Origin of the sequence: Rhizobium sp. CCGE 510, from assembly GCF_000292525.1 — a bacterium.
GTDB lineage: Bacteria > Pseudomonadota > Alphaproteobacteria > Rhizobiales > Rhizobiaceae > Rhizobium.
The window spans coordinates 364932-381161 of sequence record NZ_AEYF01000048.1 but is presented as its reverse complement, the minus strand read 5'-3'; the positions used below and the strand labels follow the sequence as shown (position 1 = coordinate 381161).

The following is a 16230-nucleotide window of genomic DNA, read 5'->3' as shown; positions in this document are numbered from 1 at the left end:
TGCCTTCATCGTGTCTTTGTGATGATGATTTCAATCCGACGGTTCCGCGCGCGGCCCTCGGGCGTATGGTTCGAAGCGACCGGTTCACCGCTCCCTCTGCCCTCTTCTCGCACGCGGCCTGGGTCATCCATGATGGATTTGATAATCTCGGCAGCTGTCCTCGCACGCGCGAGCGAAAGGGAATCGTTTGAAGGGAAGGCGAGCGATTGCACCGGCATGGCGTCGGTGTGCCCGGTCAGGAGGATTGCTCCCGACTCATCGTTCAGAGAACGACCAATTCGTAAAAGAAGCGGCAGGAACATTTTCTTCACTTCCGGACTAGCAGAATCGAACATCCCGGAGGCGCGAATGGTAACGACGATCTGCTGTGGGTCCTCGGACACAGTGACAAGCCCTTCGCGGATTTCGGGCTCGAGGAAGTTACGCAGTCGGCCGCTGCTCATCACAACCTTTGGCGGCAATACGATTTTCACCGATCTGACAGCGCCGTTCGGCGGCAATGTCGCGAGATCGTTGAAGACAGCATCGGCGCGGGCATTTAATGCATGCAGAAGTCCGGTATAGATCGAGAGGAGTAACCCTGCCCCAAACGCTACGACAGCCCAGATTGGAACGATTGTGCGGCGTGGCTTCGGATTATTAGAGTTCCTCCGCCAGTGCGGGGATAGTTCGCGCTCGAAGTCACCACGGGCTGCTCGGATCAGGCGGTAGACGTCTTCGCACAGCACACTGAGCTCTGCGGCTCCTCCCGCAGTGACGCGGTAGCGGCCTTCGAAGCCCAACCTCATGCAGTAGTAGAGCAGCTCCAGCAGTTCTATATTGATGGCCGGTTCATTTTTCAATTGCGTCAGCAGATCGAAGAAACGCTCGCCGCCCCAGGTATCACTGAACAGCGATCCCACCAAGCTGCGCGTCGTCCAGACGCTGTTGCTGCCCCAGGCTGTGTTCAGAACGATGTCATCGATGGTCGCGCAGAGGGCGTATTTGCAGACCTTGATCGCTCGCGATGGCAATCCGAGCGGCGTGATCCGACGCTCAAAAGCATCGATCTCCTGCAGCACTCTAAGGCGCAGTGCTTCAACGTCGATATGGCTAGCACTGCTCTTGAGCTGAGCGCTGAGACCCAGCAGCGCCGCCGCGGCGGCGACCAGTGGATTAAGTCGGTCGAGCGCAAGCATCTCCCAGGTAAGTTCGTCCGGCACTGGCGATGACGGCGAAGGGACAGCCAACTGCTCCTCGGCGTGGAGGAGGACGAGTGGCTGGGATTTTGGCATCGTTTCCTCAATCACCATCATCAACCCGCCCACTTCCCTTCGGAGCGGACGCTCTCATCGTGGGATCGGCGGGCGGGTCGGCGACGCTCTCGCACTGGGCGCGCGAAGTCGGCGCCGAAGCTCCGGAGCAAATCCGTTTCGATGTTCGATACGACGTCATTGAAGACACGCACGTACGCACTCCGGTTTTGCGCCTTATGGTTGCGGTGCAAGAGGGAACGGGTCCGCCCCATCGCCTTCTCGATCCCTGCTAGGGACAAGCGTGCACGGACGCTGGACGGAGCCTTCTGTACAGCCGCCAATAACACGTCATGCGTCCCACGGTCGACGAAGGCTTGCTCAACGGCCAGGTCTCCGCGGAGGAACACCGCGACGACATCGATCCTATAGGCGCCGATCTGAATAACATCGCTGGTTTTCCGGGCGACCGGCGCCTCTGACGGAAGCCGCACAGCCTCGTCACTCAGACATGTGTTGCCGCGGCCTCGGTCGATCAGTCCGTATCGCCGTGCCATGCATTCGATTGAGCAGTGGTATTTCGAGACCATCTGCTGATCATCCGGCAGAACGAGGCTGTTGCCTGCTCGGCTGGTAGTCAGCCCACCAGCCGCGTCGCCCGGCACGAGATATTCCGGAAAACTGCATCTATTGCTGTGTACACGTAGCGTGAGGGGCATTGGTGGGCTAACTCAAATTTGGGTTCTGTCCGGCTCGGATGGCCCAAAGAGCCATTTCGAGATTTGGGAAGTCGCCAGCAACGTGCAGCGCCAAGCCGGCGGATTGGGGCATATCCTTCCAGAAGCGGCTATTTTGATCGATCTCGAAATAGCTGAATCCAACATGGAACGGGATCTGGCGCGGCGCGACCGGTAGGGGATTGATGATAATGCCGGGCAGTGCGACATTGACGAGTTCCGTGATTTTCTCCGCCGGGCCGATCTTAATCTGAGACGGGAACTCGCGCCGGAGGCGCTCGACCTCAATATCAGCCCGAGCAGCCAGCACGAAGCTCGAGGTCGTAAAGAGAGAGCGGTCGGCCACCTCAGCCACATGGATACCGTATTTTTGCCGCTGCAGCGGTACGGAGACCGCAGTCTGCTCAATCACTGCACCCAGCGAAGCCCGGATCGACTGGATCACTGGCAAAAACGCCTCCGCGAGAGAGTCGTGCTTGTAAACACCAAGGGTCGGGGCACGTTTATCGAGGCGGGCGAACGTGGCTAGTTCACCCGCCAGCTGGAGCATGAGAACATACAGCGATTCCGGATTTACAACGGCGGCCTTGGACAGGTGGCAGAAGTAGGGCTCGTACCGATTGATCGCCTGCAGCAGAAGGAAGTCCGCGAGCTCTGCAACCCGGTTCGTGCCCGACTGGGAGACCCGCGTAGCCAGAGCTTCACCACGATGGTGAAGCAGGCCGGTGATCTCAGTGATGTAGTTCGAGAGGACCCGGGAGCTGGCGCAGTCGGGGGTTGGCGGCACGTGCGTCTCGTCCAGAATGATCTGTCGGTCGGCCCGGACCTCTATGATACGGGCGATTGGGATGCAAGTGTAGCCAGACCGGTCTGCCGCGTCCGGCAGCAGTCGAAAATCCAGCCGCGCTACGTCGATGGAGGCGCTGCCCCGCTCGCCAGCGTTGGTGTCGACAACATCCTCAGTGGAGACTGCGAAGCGGATAGGTACGTCAATTCCCGCTTGCGCGTCGGTTTCAAGAGCGCCGGGTTGATAAAACGGTACCGCCAAGTGAATAAGCGAATCTCGAAAATCCCGCGGAACGTCGTAGGGAGTTGGCTGGTTGGCTTCGTCAGGAATACTGAAGGGCATGCCGTCCTCCAAGACGCCGCGAGCCGCTTCGATGGCGATCTTGCCGAGACCAAGTAGCTCTCGATTGAGCCGCAGCTCGCTGATACCCCACCCGTACCCATGCAAAACCGCCGTCCTGCTACGCACCAGCTGTTCGACGTGACGATCGGCCTGCTGAAAATGCTGCGGGCGGAGGAATAAGCCCTCCGACCAGACGACCCTATTATTCCACGACATTCAAGACTCGCCTCGCGTCCACCTGACAGAACGGCTTTCTCCGTAAAAAGTAGCAGAGCTTCACTGCCCCCTTGCATGCACATCTGATATCCAACAATGCGCTGGTAGAAGAGCATCGCGTGTCGAGACAGCTCAGATATGCAAGTGCCGAAGCTCATCAGGATTGGTCATGAGCCCCCTTGCAGCGCGACAAGCAAGGGATCTCATCTAGACTGTCGCTCAGTAGCCCGTTGCCGTCAGAGCCTTATTGGTCGTTCATGTTCACACTTACCTACTACGTGCCAATTCGGCCTGTCCTGTCGCTCGTACGGGATGAATCTTGCAAATGATCGCCCGGAAGCCTTGAGAGCCGGCGCCGCAAGTACGGGGCCAAAAGTGCAGCGCAACAGGCAAGGTGACACGTGATGCGCGTTGCCTCGTCGAAAATGTTCCTGAATACGCCGAAGGCATGTGCCGCCGCCAACATCGTCTTCACGCGCCGCCGCCCCTAAAGCACCTTGACGACTAGTTTAGCGATTAGACAACCACCTCCTGGACACGATCCACGAACCGGTTGCAGTCCCGGTTCGCGCCAGGTGCGGGATAGCAGCCCTGGCGGCATGGATCATTCATGCGGCGAAGATAGGCATTTGCACATTTGGTGATGCCCAATAGCTAGCGAATGGGATATGCGCTGCGCCTCATGTTGGCGCGCGAGCACATGCTCGATGGCACGGTGGAGATCGACCGTTTTCATCTCGGTGAGCGACCGAGAAAGAGTCCGGACGGTCTACCGCCTGGACGGGGCCGAAAGGGCCTTTCGATACGTGCAGGGCGCGCGACGGCGAAAAGGGATCGAACCGCATGCCTGCTTGATGGGCGGTGAGGCGTTCATGGCGATTGGCAAGAGCTTCGCTACGCATGAGAACGTAAAGCATTCGAGCCGCGAATTCGTTCGAGACGCCGCCCACGTCAACTCGGTGGGAGGTTTCAAGCCCCGGGTCCGCCGCACCATTGCCGGTGTCTTTCATCATATCAGCCCGCAGCATGCCTTGTCTTTCCACGAGATCGGCTTCCGCTGGTCACAGCGCATTGTTACGAGCCAGGCAGTGCGGATACTGGTCACGTGTGCCGCCGGCGCTGCGATTGCTGCAAGTCTTTCGCGCTATTACCGGCCGGCAATGCGCAGAAGTCCGGATGCCGGGATTATCGTTAAATCTCCCAGTCTTTTGTGATAAGGCCGCGTTGTTTAGCGGAAGCCAGCAAAGAGTTCGAAGACGAAGGGCCGACCTCACTGGCGCCGCAATTGGCGACAGTTGCCACTACCCTGGTATCGGTGGGCCAATCAATCCCACCATAGAAGAGATTATGTCGATGTTCGCGTCGTAACTGGCTTGCGCGGCACCGGCGGCCGTCAGCGTTGATAGCAATCCGTGCCGATCGCCACATCAAGCACGGACCTCCGGTCTGGAGAACGGGTCGTCGCTGCATCTCTCGAAGGATCGCCGCTGTCGTTACGGGTTCACGCAGGAGCTGCGCCATAGCCGCTCACTAACTGGATGCGAGCATATCACCTGTGCATGCAATCCAATACCGGGACTGCGCTAGTTTGAATCGCGGGCTCTTCTCCGTGGTTTTCGAGGTTCTGCTGCAATGATGCGTTCACGCCACCAGCTATCAACGGCCTGGCCATGTCTTCGGGATCTGCCGGCCTCCCGTCACCTGAGCTCGATTCCGCAGAGCCGCCCCATGCCACAACAGCAGAAAACGGGACCCACGGTGATTGAGCGGCGTCCGAACGAGGCTCGGCAACCTGGAGCGGTCGATGGTTGCAGTCGCGTCCCTTGCGATCTGGTTAAGTCGCTTGAGCCCCTGATAAATTCTGACCTTCCGTCAGCAGTCGGTGCTCGACAGCTGACCCCTTGTTTCCTGAAGGCCATATCCCAGGGGGGTGAGCATGGTTGACAGGGACCCTCGGACTAAAGGGCAGGGCACTTCGCGCGCGAAGGAGGGCCGGCACCCAGCGGATCAAAGAGCGCAGTCTTCAGTGGCGCGTGTCGATCACGTGGCCGACAACTTCAATTCGGACGACATCTGGCAAGAGAATCCGATGTTGCGTTACGTGGAAAGGCTAACGGGGCTTACCCGAGTAGCCGTCGCCCCGGCAGAGACCGCGTTCAACCTCGCGAGCGCGACAGCGGCCGGAGCCAGCCCTCGGCAGCCAACGGATCAAAGCACGCAGCCTTTAGTGGCGTCTGCCGATCAAGAGGAGCTTTGGCAGGCGGCGGATCAAGCCGGTCCGCTGTCAGCCGGCAGCTTCAATTCGCAGGACTTCTGGCTGGAGCCTTCTGAAACGGCCTCTTGGGCTGCGATAAGCGTCGAGCAGCCAAGCCCGCCGACCGAGCTTCAAGGCCCTGAACAACTAACCCCGCAAATGATGGCTGACATGACGGAACTGATGAGAGTTCCGGTCGTCCCGGCAGAGACCGCGTTCAACCTCACGAGGACAACAGATGAATACAATAATGCCGATCGCATTATTCACCTCGTCGAGGGCCAGCCGCTGGAGACTGGCCCTCAGCGCAGGGGGCTGCATGGCCTTGGGAATTTAGAAGCCTCGGCGGTTGCCAGGCCGACCGAGATGCCGGGTGAAAGAGAGGAGCATTCGGCCATGTCCGAGGTGCCCGCGGAGCCCAGCGATCCGACCGGTGGCGGTCGCAAGAGGCAGACTACTGAGAAGGGCGCAGATCCCAGGCCCAGCCGCAAGCAAAAGTTTTATAATTTTGAAGCTTCGGCGGTTGCCAGGCCGACCGAGGTGACAGGTGAAAGAGAGGAGCATTCGGCCAAGTCCGAGGTGCCCGCGGAGCCCGGCGATCCGACCGGTGGCGGGCGCAAGAGGCGGACTACTGAGAAGCAGGCAGATCCCAGGCCCAGCCGCAAGCAGAGGTTATATGCTCAAAGGCCGCTGGCGTTGGCGCCTGATCTCAGCGCCGCGAATGCCAGCATAATCGTGGGGGCCTCAACGGGCGATCTCGTCGATCGAGCGGCGTTCCAGACGGTGTCGGCCCAGGATCAGGCGAGGCTGGACGAGATCAAGGCGGCGATACCGCAGCTGCCGGGGCAGAGCAAGGGGGCGTGGGCGGACGCGCTGAAGGCGGCCCATCCCGATCTCAGCGCTGCCGATGCCGCCATAATCGTGGGTGCCGTAAGGCGCGATATCGCCGTGAGGACGGCGTTCCAGACGGTGTCGGCTCACGACCAGGCGAGGCTGGACGAAATCGCTAGGCAGACACCGCAGCTGCCGGGGCAGAGCAAGGGGGCGTGGGCGGACGCGCTGAAGGCGGCCCATCCCGATCTCAGCGCCGCCGATGCCGCCATAATTGTGGGTGCCTCAAAGAAACGGATAGCCAGGAGGGCAGCGTTCAAGGTGATATAGGGCGGCTCATGTGGCTCATCACCACATTCCCTAGGAACTGCACCATCATGTGCGTTGGTTGTCCACCACGGGATTGCATGAGCATGTGAGAGCGCCGAATTTTTCTTCGGCCTGGAGGCCAATACCTGGCTCGAGATCGAGATTTAGGGGCACGACTGCCGGCGCATTCCGGCTGACTAACACGCCGAGAGCGACCTCGTCTTCGACGGCGCGGATCGCAGAATGTCGGCTCGCATGCCGCTGCAACCATCGGCCTGCTCCTCGCAAGATTGGCGCCAAGGCCGCCGTCGAACGATGACGAGGAGGCAAGTTTTCCCAAAACGTTCTTTAGCATAGAGGTAGAAGGATCGGTACAGCGGGGTTGCAGTGCCCGGGCGGCTAGGGTGACTAAGTGCGTGCACTCCACGACCGTCTAACGGGTTCGGTGTCCGTCAATTCGAAATCGCAGGGATCTGCACGAGAGACCGCGTGGTTGCCCTGCACGATTAATGGAAGCAGGGTCGACAGTCACGTTGGGGTCCGGTAGGTGCGCGGTAGAACGGGAGATTGGCGGCGGGATTCGATTCCTTTTAGAAGACCACGCAAAGCCGCATCACACCCATTGTCAATAGAATATACCGCGACGATGGTTATTAGACTTCGACTTCCGTCGAAAACGGCAATGGCGCTCGCGAAGGAGGCCGGCCGCTGCGAAACCCCGCCATCTCCGCACCCCACTCCTTCGCTCCAACTGGAAGCAAAATGAATGAGGCAACGTGCGAATCTCGGGGAGCATCGTTACATGCGGTCAATACGGATCTCATCTAGATTGTCGCCCTATAAGCCTCGTGCGGCGGTCCGGCGGAGCGCAGGAGATTACATGCCGTTGAAGTGCTCGAGCCGTTCTACCACTGACGCCGGGTCGCTGCACGCGCGATGGACCCGCCGGCTGGCCGCTCGTTCGATGTGGGTCCGCGCCCCGACACCCCCAAGACCGATCGCCGACGAGGCCATCCACCTTATGCAGCACCCATTGCACCCTCTGCGCTTCGAATCCTCCGCTAGGCAGAGCGGCAGACGGCCGAATGGTTGCAGCTCCGAGGCTTTCTCGCGCTAGCAAGCTGAAGCGTTTGACCGGGTGCCGTGGACCTCGCACGTCGGCAATCTCTTATACCTCATCAGGTCAATTCGAGGCCAGCTGGCGTTGAGCTTCACATGTATCACACCACGCCCGTCGCCTTGGTGCGGACCCTGGTGCTGGTGCGGAGGCGGCCGCGCGAAGACTCCGTAGTTGGAGGCCTTCAGGCTCACGTTTGCAACGGTACCCCGCAGGTTGCCCTTTGCAACGACTGCCCCCGCGCTATCGGTGAGTTGATCCGACACGTAGTCCAGCGACCAACGATCATTGGCAGCCAGCGGGATCAACACCAACGCTTTCCTTTCGCTCGTTTCCGGCCACGGCGCTTGCGCATCGTGAGCTTCTCCTCCCGATGGAGCCGGAAGAGCTTCTTGTGGTTCACAAGGTGTCCTTTGCGCCTCAGCACATAGCTCCATCAAGATCCGAAGCGGCGGCGTTCACGCCCCAAGCATTCACGACATATACGAATGTCGATTGTGCATGAGCAATCGCGTCTGCTCATTGCTAAACGTTGAGAAACAGAGGCGCGACGATCTTTAATGTCGGGAAAACTGGGATTTTGGTCATGCTCGATGCAGATCATTTATTAAAACCGATCAGCGACGGCAACGCATGCGGGGATGCTCTCGATTACGATCTGAGCTTCCTGGAGCTCGAGATCGCGTCGCATGGCAAGCCGCACCAGCAGATAGGCGACTCCATCGCCACCGAGGAAGCTCCCAATTGGACAGAGGTGTGGCGGCTTGGCCTCGACCTTTCTGCCCGCACGAAGGATCTAAGAGTCGGCATCTTGCTCACACGATCCGCCCTCAGTCAGTTCGGCTTCCCTGGTCTAAGTCAGGGGCTTGAGCTGCTCGCGGCCTATGTCGAGCTCTACTGGTCAGAGCTACATCCGCGACCGGATCCAGAAGATGACGGAGATCAGACCGTTCGCCTCAACGCTCTGGCAAGCCTCTGCGATCTCTCCGGGATCTTGGCGGAAATACGCCAAGTTCCACTCACCGCCTCCAGGCAATTCGGGGCATTTACGCTCCGCGATTGGGCTGGTGCGCTACGGTCGCAGTCTGCGGAAGTTGATCGTTCGACTATCGAGCTCGCTTTCACCGACACCGACCCACTGCAGCTCGAGCAGATCAGCACTGGTCTCGACGCCAGCCTAGCAGCCGCCACCGATCTAGACGCGAGTGTTCGGCGGCACGTTGCGAGTGACGAGGCCGTTCGATTCGACCCTCTGATAGTGCTACTCACCCAGGCCAAGGATCTGGTCGACGTCCATCGGAAAAGGGCCCAGCCTGCAGCCGCGGCATCTCCATTGCCAGACTCCAGCAAGGCCCCATACCCCGACGTGATCCGCAACCGCGATGACGTTGTCGAAATCCTTGGCCGCATTTGCCACTGGTACCAGGTGAACGAACCCGCGAGCCCGCTATCAGCCCTTCTGGAGCGCGCGCAGCGACTTGTCTCGAAGGACTTCATGGCTCTTGTCAAAGAGTTGGCGCCAGAAGGGGTTGCCCAGTACCGCTCGATTGCCGGCCTGGCGGTCGATGAGGGCACGTGACGTGCGTAATCTTCCTAATCAGGAGTGGAACACATGACAAAGGCGAGTAGTCAAAAGTTCATCGCGCGGGTTCGTCCGCCTCGCGTACAGATCGAATACGACGTCGAGACCTATGGCTCTCAGAAGAAGGTTCAGCTTCCCTTCGTGGTCGGCGTGATGTCCGATCTCGCTGGCAATGCTGCCGAGCTGCTTGCTCCTGTCGCGGAGCGTAAGATGATGGAGATCGATATCGACAATTTCGATGATCGGCTCAGATCGCTGAGGCCCAGGGTGGTGATGCGGGTGCCGAACCTATTGACCGGAGAAGGCCAACTCGCTGTCGACTTGACCTTCGAGCGGCTCGAAGATTTCTCGCCGGCGGCCGTGGCGCGCAAGGTCGACAGCCTTAGCAGGCTGCTCGAAGCGCGAACGGAGCTCTCCAATCTGCTGGCCTACATGGACGGGAAGAACGGCGCCGAAGAGTTGCTCACCCACTTCCTCGCCGATTCGGCACTGCTAAGCGCCCTCGGCAGTGGCATCGAGACTGAGAAGCCTGATGGAGTGGTTGCCGCTCCGCCATTGGCATCCCCAGACACAGAGGAGAACTGATCGTGACGCCTGCAGATGCCACAGATGTACAGGTCGCCACCGTTGATCTCGGCGATTTCACCCGCATGCTTCGATTCGAGTTCAGGATCCGCTCGGACCACTCCCGTGACTTGGTAGAGAGTGCCGTCCGAACACTGGCCGAGCAGGCACTTCAAAACACGTCGCTGATCAGCGACGATGTCGTCGCGACTATCCAAAAAATGATTGCTTCGATCGACCAGAAGCTTTCTGCGCAACTCAACGAGATCCTCCATCACGAAAATTTCCAGCGCGTGGAATCAGCTTGGCGGGGCTTGCATCACCTTGCCCTCAACACCGAAACCGATGAGACGTTAAAGATTCGCGTTCTCCCAGTTTCAAAGGTGGAGATGTCCCGAACTTTGCGGAAATATAAGGGTGTCACCTGGGATCAGAGTCCGCTATTCAAAAAAATCTACGAAGACGAATATGGCCAAATCGGCGGTGAACCCTATGGCTGCCTGATTGCCGACTACTATTTCGACCATACCCCACCGGACGTAGAGTTGCTTTCGGGACTCGCGCAGATCGCGGCGGCGAGCCACTCACCGCTTATATCTGCCGTCTCACCACATCTGCTGCAGATGGATTCTTGGCGTGAGCTTGCGAACCCGCGTGACATCACAAAAATCTTCCTCACTCCCGAACATGCTCCTTGGCGAGCGTTCCGCGAAAGCGAGAACTCGCGGTACGTGGCCCTGACCTTACCACGCACCCTTGGCCGGCTGCCCTACGGGGCCAAAACCAACCCGGTCGATGAATTCGCCTTCGAGGAGGACACAGACGGCGGCGACAGCGAGAAATACCTTTGGACGAACGCAGCCTACGCCATGGGCGTAAATATCACGCGCTCGTTCAAGCTCTATGGCTGGCTCTCCAGAATTCGTGGCGTCGAATCCGGCGGCCTCGTCGAGGGCCTGCCGGTACATACCTTCCGCAGCGACGACGGTGGCGTCGACCTAAAATGCCCCACTGAGATCGCGATCAGCGACCGCCGTGAGGCCGAACTCTCCAAAAACGGTCTTCTACCGCTGTTGCACCGCAAGAACACGGACCTCGGCGTATTTATTGGCGCTCAGACTATTAACAAGCCGGTCAAATACGAAGACCCCGACGCGTCAGCGAACGCCGAACTCAGTGCCCGGCTACCCTACATCTTCGCAACCTGCCGCTTCGCACATTATTTGAAGTGTATGGTCCGGGACAAGATTGGCACGTTCAAGGAGCGCCACGAGGTCGAGGAGTGGCTCAACCAATGGATTCAGGGCTACGTCCACCCCTCGCCCGAGCTTGGGAGCGAAGAGAGTAAGGCACAGCAGCCGCTCTCCTCGGCCGAGGTCAAGGTGGAAGAGGTCGAAGATAATCCCGGATATTACGTTGCGAGATTTTACATGCGGCCACACTATCAGCTCGAAGGCCTAACCATCTCTTTGAGACTGGTCTCGCGCCTGCCATCCGCCCGCAAGGGCTGAGAAAACCCGCAGATGATTGTGCTCCGTTCTCGGCGCCAAAACTCGGGAATGGCTGCCCTGGGCTGGCTGATGCAATCCAGGCCCAATCAGATCAACGAGATAAGGAAAATCCATCATGGCGTTCGACGCGGTTATAAAGTTCACGCAGGCGTCCAAGGACGGCATTTTGCCCAAGGGCGAATCTATAATTCTAAAGGACGGTATCACGCTAGCGGACGAATGGAGCTTTTCACTCGAAAACAAGCTGAACATTGGGCCTCATACCGCCGGGGCGGGCGCGGGCAAGGCCGAATTCGAGGTCTTCACTATCAAGAAGCAGGTGGATACGTCATCGCCCTCTTTGTACGTTGCCTGCGGTCGCGGCGCCCACTTCAATAACGTTGAACTAAAACTTTTCAAAGCGACGGGGAGCGGACAAGCTACATCAGAATCGAACCTGTTCTTGCACTGGAGTTTCAACATGCTGGTAGTCGAGAAGGTCGAGTGGTCCTATGCGGAAGAGGCCCCCGAGGAGACGATCACATTCCGGTTCGGCGCCTGCAAGGTCATCTATTACAGGCAGGATGAAAAAGGCGCTCTTACCAAAGCAGGCGAGGGCATCTGGAACCAGATCGCGAACAGCACCGACTTCAATAGGCTCGTCGGCTGATGGCGCCATCGGGAAGTGGAATATTCCGGGCGCGCGCGAAAACGGCGGATCGCCTCTTCGATATTGCACCTGGAGATTGTAACATGGGCAGAGATGTTAAGCGGGATCTCGTGCAACCATCCCTCCTGGACCGGCTTACGGACGATGAGCCCCGCAGCTCGTGCGAAGCGCAGGACAAGCGCAGTTTCTCTGTTCGCCAACTGGAAGAGGTGATTCTACGCGATGTTTCCTGGTTGTTGAACACCAACCAATTGGGTGCAACCGTAGATCTACAAGCGTACCCACACGTAGCGGCCAGTGCACTTAATTATGGTGCCTGGCCTCTCAGCGGACAAATTCGCGAAGGCATGGATAAGAGCGCATTGCGCGAAGCGATAATCGAGAGCCTTCAGCGCTTTGAGCCGCGTCTCTTACCGGACACCCTCAAGGTGACGGTCCTGGACGATGGTCAGGGTTGCGGCACTTTTCGCTTTAGGATCGAAGCCGATCTGTGGGCGCAGCCATTGCCGGTGCGAATGGTGATGCGTACGGAGGTAAACTCCGAGCTCGAATCCGCCCGCGTCCTTCATCTCGGTACAGAGATAAGCTGATGGATCCCCGGCTCCTGCGACTGTACAACGATGAACTTGCCTATATGCGCGAGATGGGGGCCGAGTTCGCCCGCGCATTCCCGAAGGTCGCCGCCCGGCTCGGGATGGAATCAGTGGAGGTCGCCGACCCCTACGTCGAGCGGCTTCTGGAAGGCTTCGCTTTCATGGCGGCGCGGGTGCAATTGAAGCTTCAGTCTCGCTTTCCGGAATTCACCCAGCACCTCCTGGAAATGGTCTATCCGCATTTTCTACCGCCGCTCCCGTCGATGACGATCGTGCGCTTCGAGCCCGATCAGGAGGCCGGACGACTTGAGAATGGATACGTCGTGCCGCGGGGAACCAAGCTTTTGGGCCGTCTTGCTCCGGGTGCCGTCACACATTGCGAGTTCCGCACGGCCCATGATGTGCATCTCTGGCCAATTGTGGTAAGCGCTGCCGATTATTTTTCGACGCCGGGGCAGATCGCCGCACTGGATCTTCCGGCCCGGCAAGATGCGAAGGCTGCTTTGCGACTACGCCTTCGCACCACGAATGGCATGCCGTTCAATAGACTCGCACTAGACGCTCTCACACTGCACCTAACAGGCCCCGGTGGCATCGGCGCCGCACTCGCCGAACAGCTTCTCGGTGACGCATGCAATATCATAGCCCGTCCGGTCGGCCGGCCCATCCCTTGGCAGGAAAAGATTCCGGTTCATGCGCTGCAGCAGCGCGGTTTGGAGCCGAGCTGTGCTCTCCTGCCCGAGGTGCCACGCTCTTTCGACGGGTACCGTCTCCTACAGGAGTATTTCGCCCTCGCGGAGCGGACGTTGTTCGTCGAGGTTAGCGGGCTGGCAGACGCAGTAGCCCTGTCAACTGCCGAGACCCTTGAGATCGTCTTCGCACTTGGACGTGTCGAGCCACGGCTGGAACGACAGCTCGGACCCCAAAATATCGTTCTCTTCGCAACGCCCGCGATTAATCTGTTCGAACGCCAGGCAGATCTCGTCCACGTGAGCGACAAGAACACCGAGCATCATGTGATTGTTGACAGGATGAGGCCGCTCGACTTTGAGGTCCACTCGATCCTCGAGATGAGCGGAGACGGGGCGAAAAACGAAGCGGCTCCCGTGAGGTTCTACCCGTTCTATAGCATCAGCGCGCACGGTCAGGAGGAGCAGCATTCCAGATACTACGCGATCCGCCGGGAGCAGCGCCTCATGTCGGAGCACCAGCGTCTAAATGGCGCGCGGACTGGCTATATCGGCAGCGAGACGTTCGTTTCTCTAGTTGATCGCCAGGCGGCTCCCTATTCGGCAGAACTCCGGCATTTGTCTGTAAACTGCCTGTGCTCGAACCGGGATCTGGCGCTGCTGCTGCCGATTGGCCGGGACGAGACAGACTTCACCCTGGAAATCGGCGCTCCAGTTACCGCCACCCGGTGCGTATCGCCCCCGAGCCGACCGCGCCACTCCTTCGCCAATGGCGATATCACCTGGCGATTAATTAGCCATCTCTCACTGAACTACCTCTCGATCAGCAATTCCGATAGGAACGACCACCGGGGCGCAGAAGCGCTGCGTGAACTCCTCCGCCTCTACGTCGATCCAGTCAATGCCTTCGCCTCACGGCAGATCGACGGGATCCGGGAGATCCGGTCCAGGCCTGCGGTCAGGCGATTGTCCAGCGGTGGACAAGCCGCCGTAGCACGTGGGATTGAGGTTGCTATCATCCTGGACGAAGCGGCCTTCGAAGGCGTTGGCATCTTTCCGCTCGCCTCCGTGCTCAACCAGTTCTTCGCAAAATACGTATCCATCAACAGCTTCACCGAGATGGTCGTCTCGACGCTACAGCGCGGGGAGGTAATGCGATGGCCGACGATGGCCGGCCGCCGGGCGATCCTTTGATTTCGGGGGCACTCGGCGACTTCCTAAGCTCGCTTGGGGCCGAGCCGCATGCCTGCGACTTCTTCCAGGCTCTGCGGCGGATCGATGCAATCAGCTCAGATCGGCCTCGGCTGGGAGAATCGAGCGGTCCCAGCCTGGATCGTGTGCGGATCGCCCAGCAGCCCTCCCTTGCATTTCCGACTCGATCGATCGCGGGCGTGACTGCTCACGAGGAGAACGATCCCGTAATCTCCACCTACGCCTTCGGCTTGTTTGGACCCCACGGTCCCCTCCCACTGCATCTGACGGAGTACGCCCTTCTCCGGCAGCACAACTCCGCGGATGAGACGCTGATCCGATTTGCTGATACCTTTCATCATCGAATGGCCTCGTTCTTCTTCCGCGCATGGGCGGAGGGCGAACCGACCGTGAGCTATGACAGGCCACAAGAAGATCGATTTGCCCTTCAGCTCGGCGCGCTAGCCGGCTTCGGGATGACCTCCCTGCGCGCGCGGGATGCTATGCCCGATCTGGCCAAACTCCACTTCACCGGCCGTCTCGCCTCACACACCCGCAACGCCGAGGGGCTCGCTGCCATCCTCGCCAGCTTCGTCGAGGCGCCGGTTGATATCCGTGAATTTGTCCCAAAATGGGTCGAGCTGCCCCGCATATCGCTCTGCCTCCTGGGCCGCGACCCGGGCACGGGTACGCTGAACAGCACGGCTGTTGCGGGTGCGAGGATCAAAGTGTGGCACCATCGGTTCCGACTCATTGTGGGTCCCCTCAGCTTGGCTCATTACGAGTCGCTTCTGCCCGCAGCTCCCGGCCTCAAGTCGATAGCGCAGATCATTTCCAACTACCTTGGAGATGAACTGGACTGGGAGATTAACCTCGTTCTTCGTCAGGAGCAGGTCCCGGAAGTGCAGTTGGGTCGCTGCGGCAGACTCGGTTGGTCCAGTTGGATGGGCAAGCGGAAAAGGCGCCAGCACGCCGATGACTTGACAACTACCCCAACTGATCGCGGCCCACCGGCTGCCGCATGGCACTCTCCCGAAACGGACATCCATGATGCGGCGGGCCCGCTCGACCTTCATTTCGGGCGGGGAGAAGATCTCGTTGGCGAGATCGATCTGGATCGGATGAATGGCCTACGTGCCCTCGATGCCAAGTGCGGCGGCACGGCGGGCGGCGGCTTGGAAGGCCCGTTATGACAAGCATCGGAAGCCAGACTATCTTCAGTAAGCTCAACGCAAACTGCAATGAGACCGCCAAGGCCCTTTGCAAAATTCGCCGTGACGCCTCTTTGGAATGTTCTCGCCATTTTGACGCCCTTGAGGCTTCAGCAGCGGAGAGGCCGATCGAGGCGACGATCGCGGCGAAATTCGACCACCGTGGTTGTCCGCTAGGGCGCTGCGCCCTGGGCCTGGCTGAGAATTCCAGGAGATACGTCGTCGCTAGCACCGCCGGAATCCGCCAACTCATCGATGTTCTAAGGCCGCATGGCGAGATTTGGGTGGGAGTTAGCGTGGGTGAGTTCAAAGAGGCCCACACGCTTTCTTCGCCCCGCCCCCCCCCGCTTGGCTCTGACGATGCGGGCCAGCAAGCCATCTTGGCTGAGCAACGGTCGGCGATTTCGATGCACGA

At 59.4% G+C, this 16230-nt stretch carries 10 protein-coding genes and 4 pseudogenes; 9 read left to right on the top strand and 5 right to left on the bottom strand.

Translation table 11 applies throughout. The features are described 5' to 3' along the window. Nucleotides 1–5: 5 nt before the first annotated feature. The 3 genes from icmH to tssK all read right to left on the bottom strand — a co-directional run bounded on the left by icmH (nucleotide 6) and on the right by tssK (nucleotide 3314). On the bottom strand, nucleotides 6–1295 hold the full coding sequence (icmH, locus tag RCCGE510_RS30120; RefSeq protein WP_007636673.1) for a type IVB secretion system protein IcmH/DotU: 1290 nt from the start codon (nucleotides 1293–1295) through the stop codon (nucleotides 6–8). Then, nucleotides 1295–1897: an FHA domain-containing protein gene (locus RCCGE510_RS30115; RefSeq protein WP_037080261.1), complete on the bottom strand. Its 603-nt coding sequence runs from the start codon at nucleotides 1895–1897 to the stop codon at nucleotides 1295–1297. The genes icmH and RCCGE510_RS30115 overlap by 1 nt, the downstream gene beginning before the upstream one ends. A gap of 61 nt (nucleotides 1898–1958) precedes the next feature. After that, nucleotides 1959–3314, bottom strand: a complete 1356-nt coding sequence (tssK, locus tag RCCGE510_RS30110; protein ID WP_007636670.1) for a type VI secretion system baseplate subunit TssK — start codon at nucleotides 3312–3314, stop codon at nucleotides 1959–1961. A gap of 646 nt (nucleotides 3315–3960) precedes the next feature. On the opposite strand from tssK, the pseudogene RCCGE510_RS34075 reads away from it, so the two are divergent. Next, a pseudogene (locus RCCGE510_RS34075) lies at nucleotides 3961–4528 on the top strand (transposase); the annotation flags it as partial. A 1211-nt stretch (nucleotides 4529–5739) separates the two neighbouring features. After that, nucleotides 5740–6729 (top strand): hypothetical protein, encoded by a 990-nt coding sequence (locus RCCGE510_RS35790; protein WP_240539715.1) that lies wholly within the window; start codon nucleotides 5740–5742, stop codon nucleotides 6727–6729. Between the two features lie 1341 nt (nucleotides 6730–8070). Here RCCGE510_RS35790 and RCCGE510_RS34575 read toward each other — a convergent pair. Then, nucleotides 8071–8285, bottom strand: a pseudogene (locus RCCGE510_RS34575) (IS3 family transposase); the annotation flags it as partial. Between the two features lie 126 nt (nucleotides 8286–8411). Here RCCGE510_RS34575 and tssA point away from each other — a divergent pair. The 7 genes and pseudogenes from tssA to tssG form a co-directional block, all read left to right on the top strand. Beyond that, on the top strand, nucleotides 8412–9404 hold the full coding sequence (gene tssA, locus RCCGE510_RS30090; protein WP_007636664.1) for a type VI secretion system protein TssA: 993 nt from the start codon (nucleotides 8412–8414) through the stop codon (nucleotides 9402–9404). 33 nt (nucleotides 9405–9437) lie between these two features. Further along, the gene (tssB, locus tag RCCGE510_RS30085) at nucleotides 9438–9992 is read left to right on the top strand and encodes a type VI secretion system contractile sheath small subunit (protein ID WP_007636663.1); all 555 of its coding nucleotides are present in this window, start codon (nucleotides 9438–9440) and stop codon (nucleotides 9990–9992) included. A gap of 2 nt (nucleotides 9993–9994) precedes the next feature. Further along, complete coding sequence (gene tssC / locus RCCGE510_RS30080; RefSeq protein WP_007636661.1) at nucleotides 9995–11482, top strand: type VI secretion system contractile sheath large subunit; 1488 nt, start codon at nucleotides 9995–9997, stop codon at nucleotides 11480–11482. A gap of 115 nt (nucleotides 11483–11597) precedes the next feature. Then, nucleotides 11598–12131: a type VI secretion system tube protein Hcp gene (locus RCCGE510_RS30075; protein WP_007636660.1), complete on the top strand. Its 534-nt coding sequence runs from the start codon at nucleotides 11598–11600 to the stop codon at nucleotides 12129–12131. An 83-nt stretch (nucleotides 12132–12214) separates the two neighbouring features. Beyond that, nucleotides 12215–12721, top strand: coding sequence for a type VI secretion system baseplate subunit TssE (gene tssE / locus RCCGE510_RS30070; RefSeq protein ID WP_007636659.1), 507 nt, complete (start codon nucleotides 12215–12217; stop codon nucleotides 12719–12721). After that, nucleotides 12721–14607, top strand: coding sequence for a type VI secretion system baseplate subunit TssF (gene tssF, locus RCCGE510_RS30065; protein WP_007636656.1), 1887 nt, complete (start codon nucleotides 12721–12723; stop codon nucleotides 14605–14607). Before tssE ends, tssF begins: the two co-directional genes overlap by 1 nt. Then, nucleotides 14571–15542 (top strand): annotated as a pseudogene (tssG, locus tag RCCGE510_RS30060) (type VI secretion system baseplate subunit TssG); the annotation flags it as partial. The gene tssF and the pseudogene tssG, both read left to right, overlap by 37 nt. A 105-nt stretch (nucleotides 15543–15647) precedes the next feature. Here tssG and RCCGE510_RS35785 read toward each other — a convergent pair. Then, nucleotides 15648–15785 (bottom strand): annotated as a pseudogene (locus tag RCCGE510_RS35785) (CoA ester lyase); the annotation flags it as partial. Nucleotides 15786–16230 lie beyond the last annotated feature (445 nt).